Annotated in this window: 20 protein-coding genes; 9 read left to right on the forward strand and 11 right to left on the reverse strand. The window is 56.2% G+C overall.

Annotated features, from left to right (window positions below):
- Positions 1-55: 55 nt before the first annotated feature.
- Both BKX96_RS04505 and BKX96_RS04510 read right to left on the reverse strand, forming a co-directional pair.
- Positions 56-1,168: a phage integrase Arm DNA-binding domain-containing protein gene (locus BKX96_RS04505; RefSeq protein ID WP_077182842.1), complete on the reverse strand. Its 1,113-nt coding sequence runs from the start codon at positions 1,166-1,168 to the stop codon at positions 56-58.
- Positions 1,168-1,380: a hypothetical protein gene (locus tag BKX96_RS04510; RefSeq protein ID WP_077182843.1), complete on the reverse strand. Its 213-nt coding sequence runs from the start codon at positions 1,378-1,380 to the stop codon at positions 1,168-1,170. The genes BKX96_RS04505 and BKX96_RS04510 overlap by 1 nt, the downstream gene beginning before the upstream one ends.
- A 213-nt stretch (positions 1,381-1,593) precedes the next feature.
- Between BKX96_RS04510 and BKX96_RS04515 the strand changes: the two genes are divergently transcribed.
- Positions 1,594-2,661: a GTP pyrophosphokinase gene (locus BKX96_RS04515; protein ID WP_077182844.1), complete on the forward strand. Its 1,068-nt coding sequence runs from the start codon at positions 1,594-1,596 to the stop codon at positions 2,659-2,661.
- A gap of 288 nt (positions 2,662-2,949) precedes the next feature.
- On the opposite strand, the gene BKX96_RS04520 is transcribed toward BKX96_RS04515, so the two are convergent.
- On the reverse strand, positions 2,950-4,416 hold the full coding sequence (locus BKX96_RS04520; RefSeq protein ID WP_077182845.1) for a DNA cytosine methyltransferase: 1,467 nt from the start codon (positions 4,414-4,416) through the stop codon (positions 2,950-2,952).
- Between the two features lie 75 nt (positions 4,417-4,491).
- Between BKX96_RS04520 and BKX96_RS04525 the strand changes: the two genes are divergently transcribed.
- Positions 4,492-5,076, forward strand: coding sequence for a hypothetical protein (locus BKX96_RS04525; RefSeq protein WP_143512382.1), 585 nt, complete (start codon positions 4,492-4,494; stop codon positions 5,074-5,076).
- A gap of 63 nt (positions 5,077-5,139) precedes the next feature.
- Here the strand turns inward: BKX96_RS04525 and BKX96_RS04530 are convergent, their stop codons facing one another.
- The 7 genes from BKX96_RS04530 to BKX96_RS04565 form a co-directional block, all read right to left on the reverse strand.
- Positions 5,140-5,955 carry a YfdQ family protein gene (locus BKX96_RS04530; protein WP_077182847.1) on the reverse strand — a complete coding sequence of 272 codons (816 nt, stop codon included), beginning with the start codon at positions 5,953-5,955 and terminating at the stop codon, positions 5,140-5,142.
- A 26-nt stretch (positions 5,956-5,981) separates the two neighbouring features.
- Positions 5,982-6,329, reverse strand: coding sequence for a YfdP family phage-associated protein (locus BKX96_RS04535; protein WP_077182848.1), 348 nt, complete (start codon positions 6,327-6,329; stop codon positions 5,982-5,984).
- A 91-nt stretch (positions 6,330-6,420) separates the two neighbouring features.
- Positions 6,421-6,732, reverse strand: coding sequence for a hypothetical protein (locus BKX96_RS04540; protein ID WP_077182849.1), 312 nt, complete (start codon positions 6,730-6,732; stop codon positions 6,421-6,423).
- The gene (locus tag BKX96_RS04545) at positions 6,729-7,019 is read right to left on the reverse strand and encodes a hypothetical protein (RefSeq protein WP_256721381.1); all 291 of its coding nucleotides are present in this window, start codon (positions 7,017-7,019) and stop codon (positions 6,729-6,731) included. Before BKX96_RS04545 ends, BKX96_RS04540 begins: the two co-directional genes overlap by 4 nt.
- A 540-nt stretch (positions 7,020-7,559) precedes the next feature.
- On the reverse strand, positions 7,560-8,234 hold the full coding sequence (locus BKX96_RS04555; protein ID WP_077182851.1) for a polysaccharide lyase family 7 protein: 675 nt from the start codon (positions 8,232-8,234) through the stop codon (positions 7,560-7,562).
- 111 nt (positions 8,235-8,345) lie between these two features.
- Entirely contained in the window at positions 8,346-8,561 is a 216-nt protein-coding gene (locus tag BKX96_RS04560) for a hypothetical protein (RefSeq protein ID WP_077182852.1), read from the reverse strand.
- Between the two features lie 20 nt (positions 8,562-8,581).
- Positions 8,582-8,974, reverse strand: coding sequence for a response regulator transcription factor (locus BKX96_RS04565; RefSeq protein ID WP_077182853.1), 393 nt, complete (start codon positions 8,972-8,974; stop codon positions 8,582-8,584).
- A gap of 489 nt (positions 8,975-9,463) precedes the next feature.
- Between BKX96_RS04565 and BKX96_RS04570 the strand changes: the two genes are divergently transcribed.
- Positions 9,464-9,784: a DUF1654 domain-containing protein gene (locus BKX96_RS04570; RefSeq protein WP_077182854.1), complete on the forward strand. Its 321-nt coding sequence runs from the start codon at positions 9,464-9,466 to the stop codon at positions 9,782-9,784.
- 51 nt (positions 9,785-9,835) lie between these two features.
- Here the strand turns inward: BKX96_RS04570 and BKX96_RS04575 are convergent, their stop codons facing one another.
- Entirely contained in the window at positions 9,836-10,684 is an 849-nt protein-coding gene (locus BKX96_RS04575; protein WP_077183134.1) for a S24 family peptidase, read from the reverse strand.
- Positions 10,685-10,796: 112 nt separating this feature from the next.
- On the opposite strand from BKX96_RS04575, the gene BKX96_RS04580 reads away from it, so the two are divergent.
- The 6 genes from BKX96_RS04580 to BKX96_RS04610 all read left to right on the forward strand — a co-directional run bounded on the left by BKX96_RS04580 (position 10,797) and on the right by BKX96_RS04610 (position 14,092).
- Positions 10,797-11,057, forward strand: a complete 261-nt coding sequence (locus BKX96_RS04580; protein WP_077182855.1) for a helix-turn-helix domain-containing protein — start codon at positions 10,797-10,799, stop codon at positions 11,055-11,057.
- A gap of 406 nt (positions 11,058-11,463) precedes the next feature.
- On the forward strand, positions 11,464-12,168 hold the full coding sequence (locus BKX96_RS04590) for a phage antirepressor KilAC domain-containing protein (protein WP_082240451.1): 705 nt from the start codon (positions 11,464-11,466) through the stop codon (positions 12,166-12,168).
- Complete coding sequence (locus tag BKX96_RS04595; RefSeq protein ID WP_077182857.1) at positions 12,168-12,917, forward strand: DnaT-like ssDNA-binding domain-containing protein; 750 nt, start codon at positions 12,168-12,170, stop codon at positions 12,915-12,917. The genes BKX96_RS04590 and BKX96_RS04595 overlap by 1 nt, the downstream gene beginning before the upstream one ends.
- On the forward strand, positions 12,914-13,597 hold the full coding sequence (locus BKX96_RS04600) for a replication protein P (RefSeq protein ID WP_077182858.1): 684 nt from the start codon (positions 12,914-12,916) through the stop codon (positions 13,595-13,597). Before BKX96_RS04595 ends, BKX96_RS04600 begins: the two co-directional genes overlap by 4 nt.
- A complete protein-coding gene (locus BKX96_RS04605) occupies positions 13,590-13,799 on the forward strand; it encodes a hypothetical protein (protein WP_077182859.1) in 210 nt (69 codons plus the stop codon). The genes BKX96_RS04600 and BKX96_RS04605 overlap by 8 nt, the downstream gene beginning before the upstream one ends.
- Complete coding sequence (locus BKX96_RS04610) at positions 13,790-14,092, forward strand: nuclease domain-containing protein (protein WP_077182860.1); 303 nt, start codon at positions 13,790-13,792, stop codon at positions 14,090-14,092. Before BKX96_RS04605 ends, BKX96_RS04610 begins: the two co-directional genes overlap by 10 nt.
- Positions 14,093-14,107 lie beyond the last annotated feature (15 nt).

Genomic DNA, 14,107 nt, shown 5'->3' on the forward strand with positions numbered 1-14,107 from the left:
CAGATGGATCGGCTTTTTTGTGCCTGCGCAAAACCCGCGCAAAACTGGCGCAAAACTACCCAGTGATTTCGCTGATATTCAGGTCCGGAATTGCCTCAGACCAGATGACTTCCTCGTGGTCGCGCTGGTAGTTTTTGGTCATGCCCTCGCTCGCATGGCCTGCAATTTTCTGCCCGTCCTTTCCAGCTTTCTTGTACAGGTGCAGCGACAGCGCTCTTACTTCGTGGAAGCCCGGCATCTCTTCTTCCTTCCAACCCGCGTAGCAGTTCGCCGCCTCCCTTGCTTCCTTGAACGCTCGCGTCAAATACCGTTCCTCAACCTTCGTCCAGTGGTCCTTGGTCTGCGCTTGTTTCTGTTTCAGGCGATCAGGCTTCCGGTGCACCAGGTAAGGTGATGCGGTGTCATCACGGCAGCGGCTGATTACCGCTTGCAACTCAGGCGTCACTCGAAAGCGGATCCACGCCGCGTCACTGGCCTTCGCCGTCTTCTTCTGCACCAGGTAAAGAAACCCCTCCCGAACGCCGTCAAAGCGCATATCGAGAATGTCGGTGCGGCGCTGGGCGGTGATGAGGGCGAGGTCGATCGCGTTCTGCAGCCAGGCCGGCGCTTTGTCCCTGATGGCTTTTATGCCCTCCACGGTGTGGCGCTTGCGCTGCTTCTTCTCGATGCGATTGATGGTGCTGGCGGCCGGGTTATCCGGGCACAGTCCTTTGGCTGCGGCATGGTTGAAAATGTCGACCAGCAGCGCCCGGCACTGGTTGGCCGTGCGCGGGGTGAGGGTGTCTAGCATCTCCGCAATCATGCGGATCGTGATCTGGTCCACGGCCTTGCCTTCGAAGTGTTTCCGAAAGCGCCGGAAGTGGACGGCGTACAAGCCCAGGGTGCCCTTGGCCAGCTCGCGGGGTGGCAGGACATCGCGCTCGTAGATGTCGAGGAAGCCTGCGAACGTTTCTGAGGCGTTGTTTAGCACAGCGCCGACCAAATCAGCGCCGCGCATAAACTCCAGGTTCAACTGCTTCGCGGCGTCGATCGCTTTAATGCGGTCGGTCCCGAACTGGAACCACTTTCCGTCGGTAGGCCGACGGTAGCGATAGGTCGAGCGCCGCGCATCAAAGTACAGGTTCTGCGGGAGGTTCTTGTTCGCAGTATTGCGCGGCCGAGGGACCATCATGCTACTCCTTTCAATACCATTGCGACCAGGTCGTTACCTTCCGACTTGCTGAACGCGGTCCAGTCAACGTACCAAAGTTTGCCGATCTGCTCGCCCGGTACCTGGCCGTTGCGGATGTGGTTGCGGATCGCCTGAGGGCAATGCGGGGTGCCGTTCTCGCCCCAGCGCCTGCGCTGAAACTCGCTGATCTTAATCATTTCTTTTTTCATGGGATGCTCCTTGCCGCGCGCAGTGACAGAGGTTGGAAATAGATGGCTATTGAGGTCTGGATTTCTGAAATCAGATCGAGGCGATGGGAGGGAGTCGCAGCTATTAATTCAGGAATATCTAGAGGTTTTTTTGTTCCTCTTTCGCAATCGTATGGATTTACGTTCATTAGGTAATATGCGAAGCTTAATGAAAATGGAACTGGATATATTGTTATGCAAGGAAAAGAGCTTAGGCTGGAGTTTGAGTTTGTTCGCGGTACATATGTTTCTTTCTCCGAAAAAATCAAAGAGTTGGTGGAGGGGTTTCTTGAGGCTGAGTGTGTGGTGGTGCATTCAGTTTCTTCGCGGTGTAAAACGCCCGGAAGTCTTGAGGTCAAGGCCCAGAAGAAATTTGATAAGGGTTCTGAATATGCTGACTTGAAGTCAGTAACAGATTTGGCGGGCGTACGTGTGATTACTCACTTTGCAAGCGATGTAGATCGGGTGGCAAAGATTATTGAGCATGAGTTTGAAGTGGATTATGCGAACTCGATAGATAAGAGGCTGGCTCAGGAGCCGGATAGGTTTGGTTATACATCCCTGCACTACGTAGTTGCGCTCAGTGATGATAGGTTGAATCTTTCTGAGTACTTTAAGTTTAAGGGTGTTAAAGTTGAGATTCAAGTCCGCTCAATTCTCCAACATGCGTGGGCTGAGATTGAGCACGATATAGGATACAAGGCGAGTGATGAAGTTCCTAATGAGGTGAAGCGAAAATTTTCTAGGCTGTCGGGATTGCTGGAGCTGGCAGATGAAGAGTTCATGGATATCCGTAATAAAGTTGATATTTATGCTGAAAGTGTCAAGAATGCCGTTGGCAAAGAACTTGAGACAATCGCGATAGACAAGACTTCACTGGATAGTTTTGCGGTTTCCAATCAGCTTGTTGTAGCTTTGGATCAAGAGATTGCTGACATACTAAAAACTAATATTGTGGCTCCAAACTTTCTTCCTCAAGAGTTCGAAGTTTTCAAGTTGTTTGGTGTTGGTACTTTGGATCAGTTGGAGTCGATGTTGCAAGTCAATCGAGCTGGTGTGTTGCGAAGAGCTCGTGATATTAGAGCTGAAGAAGACTCAGATTTTGATTCTGATTTTTCTCTTGGTGCAGGAATAAGTATATTTTATCTGTTCCAGGTTGTTGCAGGTAAAAGCCAGAATGAGGGTCTGATTAGTAAGTATGCGGAGACTATGGGTCTGATGGATAATTATGAGTTTGTACAGTATTTAATGAAGTTCTCATAAATTTCAATGTCTTGCGGATAGTTGCCCTAGGGTGGCTTTTCTCAGATGTGTAATTAATGTCTGAATTTTTACTCCAGGCATGGGGCGTCCTATGCCGGGGCATGCCCGGGCGGTGGAGGGTGGGGCGGGAACAAAACCAAGAGGAACGGAAGGTCAAAGCGGCAGACGATCGAGCACTATCGTCAGCGCATCGTGAAATGGCTCACTACTTGCCGAGGCGCTGCCGTATGAAAAAACTAACTGACCTGATGAACCTGTTCGCTGCCGTGGTTCGATTGATCGACGCAATCATCCGTACGGGCTGGGTGTGATCTGCTTGAGGATTCGCCTTCCGATCCAGCGAACGCACGGCACGGCCTTACTGTTCCCGATCGCCTTGTAGCGCGGGCCGTCCGGGCATTCATTGGCGGGCTTGCCGCGCCACGGGATCAGCGTGTAGTCGTCCGGCATACCCTGGAGGCGCTCACACTCTCGGGGGAGTAGGCGCCGGACGATCGAGGTGCTGGCCAGGTAGTTCTGTTGTTGTGCACCAGCTTCGGCAGCGCGCGCGCCAACGATCTGGCCGTCTCCACTAATATGGCGAACCTCGCTACGGCTATTCTGCGTGAACGCCATCAAGGCATTCTCTTGTCCGCTATTGCGGCCGAGCGGGTGGGCTAGATTAATGTTGATATCAGGGTCTTGCGTACCATGCACCACTAAGTGGCTGTGACCGTGGTTGGCGTCCTGGCCAGAGCAGCCCTGCAACCTTCCGTAACTCGCGTCCAGTGTCGCCGCAACGCAGGGCACATCGTCGTAGCTGCACCCACCTGACTTGCGTGCGCCGCCGGCAAGTGTTGGTGCGACGAAGAACGTCTCGCTCTCAATGTCCAGGCGGCTGTCCTTCGCCGTGAGGGTTGCTGATCTCTCGATTGAGCCGCCCAGGCCGTGACCGCCGAACGCCGGTATCCCGCCGAACATGCTCACCGCCGGGCCTTCATCACCCTCGCAGTTCACGCAGCCGTACGGTCCGAGCTCTTCGCCGAAGACATGTCCGCATCCGCACTGGAGCGCAGGGCCGAAAGGAGCTGTTCCGGTAACGTCTTGCCCCTCGCCTCGGCGCGGCGCAATATCCCGGCGCACGCCTTCTCGCTCAAAAAGTACCTCGGTGGGATCGAATCCGTCTCGAGCACTTGCGACAACGAACACACGACGGCGTCGTTGGGCCAGGCCGAAATATTGGGCGTCCAGGACCCGCCACGCGATTGTTCTTTTGGGTCCATACACACAACCAGCGTCCGGCCATTTTTTCCCTGAAGGCTGCAGTTCGCAGTCTTCCCCAGCAAGTGCGCCAAGAAAGCATCCGAAGGCGTTCCCTTTGTCGCTGAGGACGCCGGGGACGTTTTCCCAGACGATAATGCAGGGAGGCTTTCGTTGGCTGGCGCGAACATAGTCAGTTGCATCTGCAAGCTCCACATATTTGATGGTGAGGGCACCGCGCGGATCAGCAAGGCCTTCGCGCATGCCGGCGACACTGAAGGCCTGGCAGGGTGTGCCGCCGACCAGCACGTCAGGCGCCGAAATCTTGCCGGCCAGCACTTGGGCCCCGAGCTTGGTCATGTCACCGAGGTTCGGAGTGTCCGGGTAGTGGAGGGCCAGTACAGCGCTGGGGAAGGCCTCAATCTCGGCGAACCAGGTTGCGCGCATGCCCAGTGGGTGCCAGGCCATGGTCGCGGCCTCGATGCCCGAGCAGACCGAGCCGTAAGTAATTTCCATGGAGGATCCTCGCCGGCTGGCGTGATTCGTTGAAGTGGGGTATTGGTGAGAGAAATTGAAGCCTAAGGTCCATGCATGAAAAACGAAGTGAAAACGCAATCACATGGGAAAATTGATCTATCGAAAATGATGCAATCCGGGCATCCAGTTGCTTGGCTATCAAAGCTCAGTTGGGAGATTGCAGAAGCTTTGACGTGCTGCGATACAAATCCGGCAAGCCGAATTTATAAGTCAATGAACTGCGCTATAACTGCTTGGCATATGCATGACTGGATCTGGCAGTTCAGTGACGAAAAAATGAGGGAAGAGCTGGCTAATTACCTGAAAGCTCCGAAATTCAAAGCCATAGGAGACTTCTCCAAGGCTATCCAAGGGCTGTCACCCGCTGTCTCGCTTTGTCGTCAGATAGGGACAGCGGTGAAGCATGTCTCGCTTGCGCATAATCGGCCGGAAGTAACGACGCATGTGGTGCGATTTGAAGAGGGCGACTTACGCGGTTATCGGGTCAAAATAGTTGACGGTAATGTTGAACATTTGGATACCGATGTTTACACCGCCGCCTTAGACGTTTGGTCGAGAATCTACGTGCAGCTTGAGTTTCCTATGTGGGAGCAAGTGTACAAACTCTGGCCAGAGTGGCAGCAACACGATCGGCGCTAGCGGTTGCATTGCGGTGAAATTCCAGCGCCACGACTGAAGCTGAAGCCGTGGCGCCTTCTGTAATTACTTCGGGTCAAACGTGCCCAGGGTCAGCTTGGCGCCCGATCCAACCTTCTCATCGAGTACCGACTTGAACTCCTGAGCGATCTCTTCGCGCTGCACCTCTTCGCCAACCCAGCGCAGTTTCAGCACCGGCTGTGAACCGCTGGTGATGACCGATACGCGTAACGTGATATTGCGCTGGCTCAGGCCTTCGAAAGGGATGGTCGAAAAGATCAGGGCCGCCGGCAGGACTTCTTTGCTGCGTGCTTCGATCTGGTCGAGCGTACTGCGGCTGGCGCTGGTCTCACCGACGGTGTGGTCCGACTCGGAGGCAGCTTTGATGGTGATGGTCCGCACCGCGGCAATGGCCTTGGCGATGGTCATCGATTGCCCGGTTTCATCGGTGGCTGACAGGAACTGATTCCAGTCCTCAATCCAGTCACTCAGCTCTTTCTGCGTCATCGCGCGCCCACCGATTGCCTGTGCTGCCTTGTAGCCGGCCGACGCTTTCAGTCGAAGTACTGCACGGTCATCGGCGTGGCCGGGCAACGCGTCGGTACCCAAGTTGAACAGCAGCGTGCAGGTCATTTCGTCCTGGTCGATGAAGCCCTTGGCATTCTCCACAGACCGATCGGCAACGTAGGTACTGAAGTCAGCCAGCGAATGGGTGGAGTAGATGCCACGGAAACGGCTGCGGCCGGCCTGCCACTTTTCCAGAGTGACCACCTGACAACCTTCGGGCAGCACGATGGTAGGGGTTTGGGTGGACAGCGCTTTTCCACTCGCTTCGAGCGCGGTGTCGGTGATGAGCTGGATCGCTTCTTTGGTTAAAGACATTTTTCGTTTCCTTGATGGTCGGGCGGTTAGGTGCGGGGAGTGATAGGGGCTTGTTCACGGCTGAAGAGCTGAACGTGCTTCTCCGCGAAGAGAGTGATCTTGCCGCCGGAGCCGACATGCATCGGCGTGTCCAGGCTGGTGTTCTCGCTGCGGGTACCGCGCTTGGTCGGCACTTTGTAATCGAGCTTGTGCTTGATCTTCACCTGGCTGGATTCGCCGATCTGGCTGAAGTCCAGGGTGATCACCAGCTTGCCGGCCTTGCCGTGGTCAACAACCCCGGAGGCTACTTCGGACAGAGCGTGGCCGATTTGGCTGGCGAAAGCGCCGCCGTTGAGCTCTTCAAGGAACTCGGCGGTATCGGTTGGGGTTGGCATGGCTGTTTCTCCGGAATGGCCGACAGGCCGCTGGGTGGAAGGTGGAATTGCGACTGACGAAGGCGCTGGCGCACCTGGTTGTTGATGCGCCTCATTTGTCGGCGTACGTAAAGTTGTTCTCACGGGCAATGAGCTTGGCGCGTTTATGGTCGATGCCGATTTCGGTCGCGGCCTGGTAGAGGGTGGCGCCGCCTTCGGCCAGCTTCTTCAGTGCCGGGGCCAGCTTGTCGCGGTCAGCGCGCAGCTTGTTGCCGCGCGCGGTGCCAAAGGTAAGTTCACGCTCGCCGCTGACACCCGGGGCGATTTCTTGCACTTGCTTACCGGCGCCAAAGAAGTGGTCCAGCTGCTGATTCAGGTTAGAGATGAGAGAGTCCCGCGGGTTTGGCATTGGTACGCCTATCATTTCCCCCACCCCGCAATGTTCACCGCAGCACCGTTGGCCCGCGCTTCGAGCACTTGGGCCAGGTTGATCGCCGCCTTCCAGGTGAAACGGAAACCCTTAACCTTGCCTGTCGAGCGCTCAACTACGTGGTAGGCGTTCTCGCCCTTACTGATGACCTGGAAGCGCACTGGGTTCACAGGTGCTTCCTTGCCGATCATCGCGTAAAAGTCGGCAGTGGCTGCCGTGGCGCGAATCTGCAAGGCGATATTGCAGTCGACGCGCGCTTGCATCATTGGGTGCATTTGCATGGCTGATCCCTCGGAGTGGATTGCGTGTATTCGTCAGCACTCGGGCCTCCTGCTGGTTGCCGTTGGGCGAAGGGGAGAGTGCTGACGGATAAAGGCAGGCGTAAAAAAGCCCGATCGGAACCGGGCTTTTGTTTGCGTCACGAAGACCTCCCTACGTGAGCGCCTCCCAGGCCCGCTACTGGCGACAGCCTGGGTTTGAATCATCAGCGGTGATCTTGAGCTTGGGGTGGCCTACCGAATGCTCGGCCGGTGCGCGGTGACACCGTCGGCCCAGATGTCCGCTGCCTGCCAGGGTGAAGGGCGCAGCCTTCAGGCTTACTGCGCCACGCAGGTGAAGCGGTCAATGCTGCATCGGTGCAAACCCTCCGTGCTTGAGATGGAAAAACTATTCCGGTTAGGTGCAATTTGTTTCCGGTCCCGCCGGATGCAGGGGGCCGCTTTGCGCGGTGCAGAATCGTCCGCATCGGAGAGTGATCGAAGCGCCAAGGAGTACCAGGTGCTCGGGCAGTTAACGTCAGGCTGACGTGGCGCTGGTTGGTCTTACCCGTGAGTGATGGACAGATCGCTGATTACGCAGATCGAAGCGTCCTCGGGATCGGTGGTGTCGGAGTAATCGATCTGGTTGTACACGCCGCCGTGGAAGGCGAGAGTTTTCGTGTCCCAGGTGCTATCGAGGCGCATGATTGCGGAAGTGGACTTGACGCCGTTACAGCTCGCCGATACAGAAACGGCACCGCTGGCGTTGGCGTGAATGTTGATTTTGAAAAGCGCACCGAGCGGTACGTTCTCCAGCACCGTCGAATTCACGGGATCGTCTTGCAGGTAGCTCGACCGGAACCCCATGGTGATTTTGCCTTTGTTCCAAAACACCTTTACCGGTGGGCGTTCTGAACCCTGCACATGAATTTGGCCGATCACGACCTTTTGCAACGAATTGACCTTCGTCAGCCGCATTTCTTGACGGCACCAATGGTCTGCGGCACTGGCAAACAGCCAATAGCCTGGCTCTTTCCATTCACAACGAGTTCGGTGGACGCTTTTACTAGAGGCGCCAAGGGTGGGCGCGGTCATTTGCAGCGATCCGTCGGGAAGCATCGAAATGACGCTTGCGCATTCGATCAACGCTCGCCAGCCGATCAAGTCAAGGGAGATAGGGTTCGTGTCGGAAATTGGAAGCGGGGTGGCGATGATGAAATTGCTGATATCCACAGTCATTGTCGACTCCTTATTTCATTTGATGTCACCTGTGCTCTGTTGAGCCTTCGCTTGATGTAGGCCTACATCCCGCTGCCCACTCAGTGAATGGGCAGAAGTGATGCTGTCCAATCAGCGATGGCGTCGAATTGACGAAGGAAGGCGGTCATTGAGGATCTGAATCCGTTCTTCATCGAACCATTCGGGCTCCAGCACCACATTGGCGCCTTTGGGGCTTGGCGGTTGAAGCAAGTAACGGTCGCAACCGGTGAGATACGTGGCCCGTGCGACAATGGTTCCGTAAAACTCAGTGACCTTGTCTTCGGCTTTCTGTCCGAGCTCGATCATGATTTTTCCTTGTGAATGGATTAGGCGGCGCGCTCCAGCGTTTCCGCGCGGCGGGTTATGCGTATCTGGGCGATTCGAACCGATGGCGGCCGACGATCGCGGCGGGCTGGCTCGACTGACTGGATGTTGCTGACGGCGTTCATGGTCATGAGCGTGGCCAGGACGAAGCACATCGGAGAGATGATCTGGCGGCGCATCGCCTCGGCCACCATTGCTGCACGGCGCGTGACGCCGAGCTTGAACATTGCGTTGGTAAGCCGTTTCGCCACGGTGGCCGGCGAGATGCCAGCCTCCCGAGCGATTTCCTTTGCGGTCAGCCCAAGGGCTACCCACAGCAGAAACTGAAGTTCTCGCGGCGCCAGGCCACGACCGAGGTGACCCTTCCACGCGCCATTTACGATTTCTGTTTCCATCGTCGTGACTCCCGGTTGTTTTCCCAATGCACCCGGGCAACCAGGTGCATCAGTGAAACTTTCCGTCCTACTGCCGCCGGAGGGGCGGGGCGCATTGCTTGCCGGGTCTTTCATGCCTACTGGGCTTACACGGTTCTGGCGTTTCGCCATCGAGCAACCGTCCAGGTTGTTCCTGTCGTGGGCAGGCTTTCGGGCCTGTCTGCTCGCCGGTCGCCGGTAGAGGCAATGCGGTCTGTTGTTTTTTTGCGCTGACTGTTAAAGAGCGGCGAGCTGTTTCTGCTCTGGCGCCCTGTTCGGTGGCGTTGAGGTAAATTTAGCCATGGGCTAAAGATCAGTCAATAGCTGGAAGCTAAATAATTTAGCTTTGGGTGAAAAATTCAGTGTTGGAGGAGTTGCAGGCGGGAATTCACCATCGGTCTTTACGCGGGGATTAGCATCAAGCTAATATTCTGAAGGCTGTACATGCATACAGTAATCAAGGAGTAGCTGATGGCAAGCCCGCAGAAGAAAAAACCGCAAGAGTCGAAGCCGATGTCTGGAGTGGAGCGCCTGACTCTCAGAGTCTCAAACATGATCAACCACCCAATAGCGCAGGAACGGAAGTGGGCGACGATCCATCGGCTCGACACCGATGGGGATAGGGAATGGGATGAGGTGATGGATGCGCTCACCGATGTTGACGGTATTGAGATGACATTCAACGATGAGGACGAGTCGGTTACGCTGCGGTGGGAAGCTCCGGCGGATGAAGATCCGCGCGTAGAAGCTCATGAAGAATTCGATGCGGTGGAAGAGCCAGCGCCTTTCTGACGAGCACAAAAAAGCCCGCTGAAGAAGCGGGCTTTGACTTGTAGAGATCGGTCAGGCTTTTCTGGCGTTCCAGATCAGCAACACCTTCGCGTGAATGGTTACGTCATCGATCCGGGCTGTCTGGTTTTCATAGTGCGGGTTGTCAGAGATAAGCCGGTAATGTTCTTCGTCGAGGCGCATGATCCGCTTGATATAAAGCTCGTTATGCCAGGTCAAAACGTAGATTCCTTCTCCGATGAAATCCCGCACTCCTTTATCGACAATGACCAAATCCTTGTCATTAATGGTGCCTTCCATGCTCTGGCCCCATCCATTGATCATCCCCAGAGATGTCTTGGACGTATATGTGATGCCTTTTTCGCGCAGGATTTCCTCGCGCACCACCAGATTTCGAACAACCTCCGTATAGTCCGGTGGAACCTGGCCATGGCCCATGGCAGCTCGAATGTCGTACTGAGGGATGACGATCTCGTCATTGGTCGGGCGTAGGCTTGCGATGCTCACCGAGAGTTGATGGGGCAGCCCATCGTCAGGTTCTTCGGCAGCGGCGACAATTCGATCCCGTGCCTCAATCGAAAGCCCCTTCACTTTTCCAAGCATTCGTTTTACTTGGTCTGCGGCCGATGAATTTGATTCTGCGGCCTGCGCTGTGATGATCTCTTTCGGACCAGGACCAACCGACTCATCGTCGGTCGGTAGAGAGTCAAACCACCCCCTGGGCAGCTTCTCAACCACCTCAATCCGGCGAGCTACGTCATCGCCCAAATTCTTGGCGGTCTTTTCCGAAAGGATTTGGCTCAAGTGCGCAGGCGCCATCCCCCAGCGCTCGGCACAGGCGCCTTTTTTTTGATCGCCGATCAAATTGATCAATTGGCGTTTGCGAATCGCGTAGATATCCATGCGAGCAAGAATGCCATTCTTTAGCTCAATGCTAAATGTGCTCACAGCTAAATATTCCTTGCTCTGATATTAGCCCTAAGCTAAATTTCTCCTACGTATTAGGAGAACCCCTATGAATGACCACTTGCGAGATTGGCTCGCCAGCGCAACAGCCGACCGACGTCAGCTGGTAGCCGAAGCAGCGAAGACCACCGTCGGACATCTCTGGCAGCTTGCTGGCGGTCATCGGAAAGCATCTGCCGAACTTGCCGAGCGTCTTCAAGACGCCTCTGACGGCGAGATCACTATCGCTGGTTTGCGGCCTGACCTTATTGAGCTCGCCCACAAGGTGCTTCGCGTTGCCGAAGCCCACCCAAAAAAGTCTGCGGCATAGCGGGGGCTGTGCCTACCACCGAAAACACGCTGGAGCGATTGGAAGCCATGCAGCACCACCTCGATTTACTCAAGGAAGACCTTGAAGGGATTCGGGAAGACCTTCGGAACGTAGAGAAATAGCCTGAAGGCCCATTGGCGACAGTATCGAATTTGGCGGGGATTCGAGGTAGTGCACCTGAATAGCTGTTGATTCATCCAGTAGAAAAGACCTACCAGGAAGACCATTAGGAGAACGGAAATGGACGGCAACACAACAGGACGCATGGGGACATTGAACGCTGAGGGCAGTAGCTCAGTCGGCGGGATTGGTCGCGTCTGCGGAAAAGTAATCGCCTGAATCGCAGGCACAAAAAAGCCGGGCTGCAACCCGGCTCTTTCAAAACGCAAAACACTGAGGGGCCATTATGAACACGATCGTCGCTCCAAGCAATACAGTCACCATGTCGAGCCGTGAGATCGCCAATCTCACTGGCAAGCAGCATAAGGACGTCATCCGTGACATTCGCGTGATGCGCAAGGCGCTGGCCGGAGATGGCGCAGATCTGCGCCATCTCCAAGTGGTTAATGATTCACGCGGTTACACCGCCGAATTCCAGCTTGACCGCGTCCTGACTGAAACCCTGTTGACCGGCTACAGCATCCCGCTTCGTCATCGTGTCGTGACACGTTTGGGCGAACTCGAAAACGTGTCACGACAGGTTGTCACGGTTCCGCAAACTCTCCCCGAAGCCCTCCGACTTGCCGCAGATCTCGCAGACAAGAACGGCGAGCTTCAGCGCCTGATTTCAGTTCAAGCCCCAAAGGTCGCCGCTATCAACAGGCTCGCTGCAGCTGGTGGCGCGATCTGCATCACTGACGCAGCCAAGCAGCTTGGTATGGCTCCTACGCGCCTGTTCGCCTGGCTGGAACAGCACCGCTGGATCTTCCGGCGACGCGCGTGCAAGCGCTGGGTTGCCTATCAGCCGCGCATCACCTCGGGTCACATGACCCACAAAGTCACAGCCCTCAAGCCGGATCCTGAAACCGGAATCGAGCGGGCTGCCTTCGACCCTATGGTCACCCCGAAAGGCCTAACCCGCCTCGCTGAACTTCTGCAGGAGGCCGCGTAATGGCCGGCGACTGGATCAAATTCGAACTCACCACCCTGGACAAGCCTGAGGTTTGCCAGATTGCGGACTTGGCCGATATCGATCCTGACGCGGTCGTCGGCAAGCTGATGCGTGTGTGGGGATGGTTCGACCAACAAACCGAAAGTGGTAACGCTCCGAGCGTTAGCAAAAAGTTACTTGATCGTCTCGTCGGCGTTATCGGTTTCTGCGAACACATGAAATCGGTCGCCTGGATGATCGAGGCCGAGGGTGTGATCAGTCTTCCGCATTTCGAGCGGCACAACGGGAAGACCGCTAAAAACAGGCTTCTCACGGCAAAACGCGTTGCGAATCACAAAGCGAGTAACGGTAAAAGTAACGCTGCGAACGTTAGCGGTGCGTTACCTAAAGAAGATGTAGAGAAGAATAAAGAACCTCTCTCTGCGCAGGAGTCGGTCGATCCTCGCATGCCCAGCGAAATGACCCTCGACTGGGCGCCGGATGCAAAACTGCTGAAAACTTACGCCTTGCATCGCGGCCTATCCCTTGACCTGTTCACTGAGCAAGTCCGCGTCGCATTCACTGGTCACTACGAACCTCAGCACCAGGTCAACACCCAGGCCGAGTGGGTGAGCATGCTGGTCAAGTGGGTGAACAACGACAAGGCGCGGTCAGCAGCTTCGAATGTGACCACGCTCAAGCCTAGGCAGGCCCCGGCTTCTGACTTTGACGATGACGACACTGAATGGCAGAACGGGGTGAAGTCATGAAAGCCGTCTCTGTGATTGCCCAAGGCCTGTGGACCAAAGCCCAGTCTGGTGAGTTCATCGCTGCCGAAGACGCTTCGCCAGTAGCCACTGAAACCAACAGCACCCTGGTCACGGCCATCAACGAACTGTTCAAAGAGCTGCGTTCGATCCGCTCGGCGTGGCGCCAGGCATGGCCGGACAAGGAAACCTATCAGGCTTCGAAGCGCCAATGGTTTCAGGCTTTTCTGGAGGAAGGCATCTGCACCCAGGGCCAAATCGATTTCGGCATGGCCCAGGTGCGCAAGCAGCCCGGTGATTTCATCCCGAGCCCTGGACAGTTCATCGAGTGGTGCAAGCCGACCCCTGAAATGCTCGGTCTGCCCCCGCTTGCCGCCGCACACCGGGAAGCATGCCGTAACGCTCACCCGGGCATGGCCGGGCAGGGTAAATGGTCGCATGACGCGGTGTGGCACACGGCCAAGGAATGCGGTTTCGAAAGCCTGAACAAACTGGACACGTCGCTCAGCCTGAAGCTGTTCGAGCGCAACTACACCATCACCATTCGCCGTCTGCTGGCTGGCCTTCCGCTCCAGCCAATGCCCAAAGCGCTGCCAGCGCGAACCGTGGTAAAGGCGACGCCCGAAGTTGGCCTGGGCGCACTTGCACAGCTGCGCGCCACGCTGGGAGGTACCCGTGCCTAACCCTTATCTCGCTCCGACCAAACCAGCCGAGTACCGCTTTGCCGTGCACAGCTGCGGCTACAAGTGGGACCTTGGCTACCAGCCGGACCGCGCAGTGGCGTTGTTTGCGGACTCGGCAGCAGCTCTGCGGTTCGGCCAGTCGATGTGGCCATCCACCTGCGAAGTCATCGATATCACTACGGGAGAGCGGGTATGCGCGTGACCTCCAAGAAACTCCGCGCCTCGGCCAACGGCCAGGAATGCGCCGTCCGCCTGCCGGGCACCTGCAACTTCAACCCAGCCACGACTGTTCTTGCGCATTTACCGTGCGGGCAAAAGGGCGTGGGTATGAAGGGCTTCGACACCGTCGCGGTGTATGCGTGCAGCGCCTGCCACGACGTCATCGACGGCCGCGGGGTCGGCGATGTTGATTGGCAGGACATGCCGCGCGCGATCGCCGAAACACATGAGGCCTTGATTCGGGCCGGAATACTCACTGTGAAGGGGGCTGCATGATTGACCCAATGACTT

Origin of the sequence: Pseudomonas putida, from assembly GCF_001976065.1 — a bacterium.
Taxonomy (GTDB): domain Bacteria; phylum Pseudomonadota; class Gammaproteobacteria; order Pseudomonadales; family Pseudomonadaceae; genus Aquipseudomonas; species Aquipseudomonas serbica.

Coding starts and splice junctions, on each gene's coding strand:
- BKX96_RS04610 (WP_077182860.1), top strand. CDS start 13,790: ATGCGCGTGACCTCCAAGAAACTCCGCGCCTCGGCCAACGGCCAGGAA.
- BKX96_RS04590 (WP_082240451.1), top strand. CDS start 11,464: ATGAACACGATCGTCGCTCCAAGCAATACAGTCACCATGTCGAGCCGT.
- BKX96_RS04570 (WP_077182854.1), top strand. CDS start 9,464: ATGGCAAGCCCGCAGAAGAAAAAACCGCAAGAGTCGAAGCCGATGTCT.
- BKX96_RS04525 (WP_143512382.1), top strand. CDS start 4,492: ATGAAAAACGAAGTGAAAACGCAATCACATGGGAAAATTGATCTATCG.
- BKX96_RS04555 (WP_077182851.1), bottom strand. CDS start 8,234: ATGACTGTGGATATCAGCAATTTCATCATCGCCACCCCGCTTCCAATT.
- BKX96_RS04510 (WP_077182843.1), bottom strand. CDS start 1,380: ATGAAAAAAGAAATGATTAAGATCAGCGAGTTTCAGCGCAGGCGCTGG.
- BKX96_RS04575 (WP_077183134.1), bottom strand. CDS start 10,684: ATGGATATCTACGCGATTCGCAAACGCCAATTGATCAATTTGATCGGC.
- BKX96_RS04520 (WP_077182845.1), bottom strand. CDS start 4,416: ATGGAAATTACTTACGGCTCGGTCTGCTCGGGCATCGAGGCCGCGACC.
- BKX96_RS04545 (WP_256721381.1), bottom strand. CDS start 7,019: ATGCAAATGCACCCAATGATGCAAGCGCGCGTCGACTGCAATATCGCC.
- BKX96_RS04565 (WP_077182853.1), bottom strand. CDS start 8,974: ATGGAAACAGAAATCGTAAATGGCGCGTGGAAGGGTCACCTCGGTCGT.
- BKX96_RS04595 (WP_077182857.1), top strand. CDS start 12,168: ATGGCCGGCGACTGGATCAAATTCGAACTCACCACCCTGGACAAGCCT.
- BKX96_RS04515 (WP_077182844.1), top strand. CDS start 1,594: ATGCAAGGAAAAGAGCTTAGGCTGGAGTTTGAGTTTGTTCGCGGTACA.
- BKX96_RS04505 (WP_077182842.1), bottom strand. CDS start 1,168: ATGGTCCCTCGGCCGCGCAATACTGCGAACAAGAACCTCCCGCAGAAC.
- BKX96_RS04540 (WP_077182849.1), bottom strand. CDS start 6,732: ATGATAGGCGTACCAATGCCAAACCCGCGGGACTCTCTCATCTCTAAC.
- BKX96_RS04560 (WP_077182852.1), bottom strand. CDS start 8,561: ATGATCGAGCTCGGACAGAAAGCCGAAGACAAGGTCACTGAGTTTTAC.
- BKX96_RS04530 (WP_077182847.1), bottom strand. CDS start 5,955: ATGTCTTTAACCAAAGAAGCGATCCAGCTCATCACCGACACCGCGCTC.
- BKX96_RS04600 (WP_077182858.1), top strand. CDS start 12,914: ATGAAAGCCGTCTCTGTGATTGCCCAAGGCCTGTGGACCAAAGCCCAG.
- BKX96_RS04580 (WP_077182855.1), top strand. CDS start 10,797: ATGAATGACCACTTGCGAGATTGGCTCGCCAGCGCAACAGCCGACCGA.
- BKX96_RS04535 (WP_077182848.1), bottom strand. CDS start 6,329: ATGCCAACCCCAACCGATACCGCCGAGTTCCTTGAAGAGCTCAACGGC.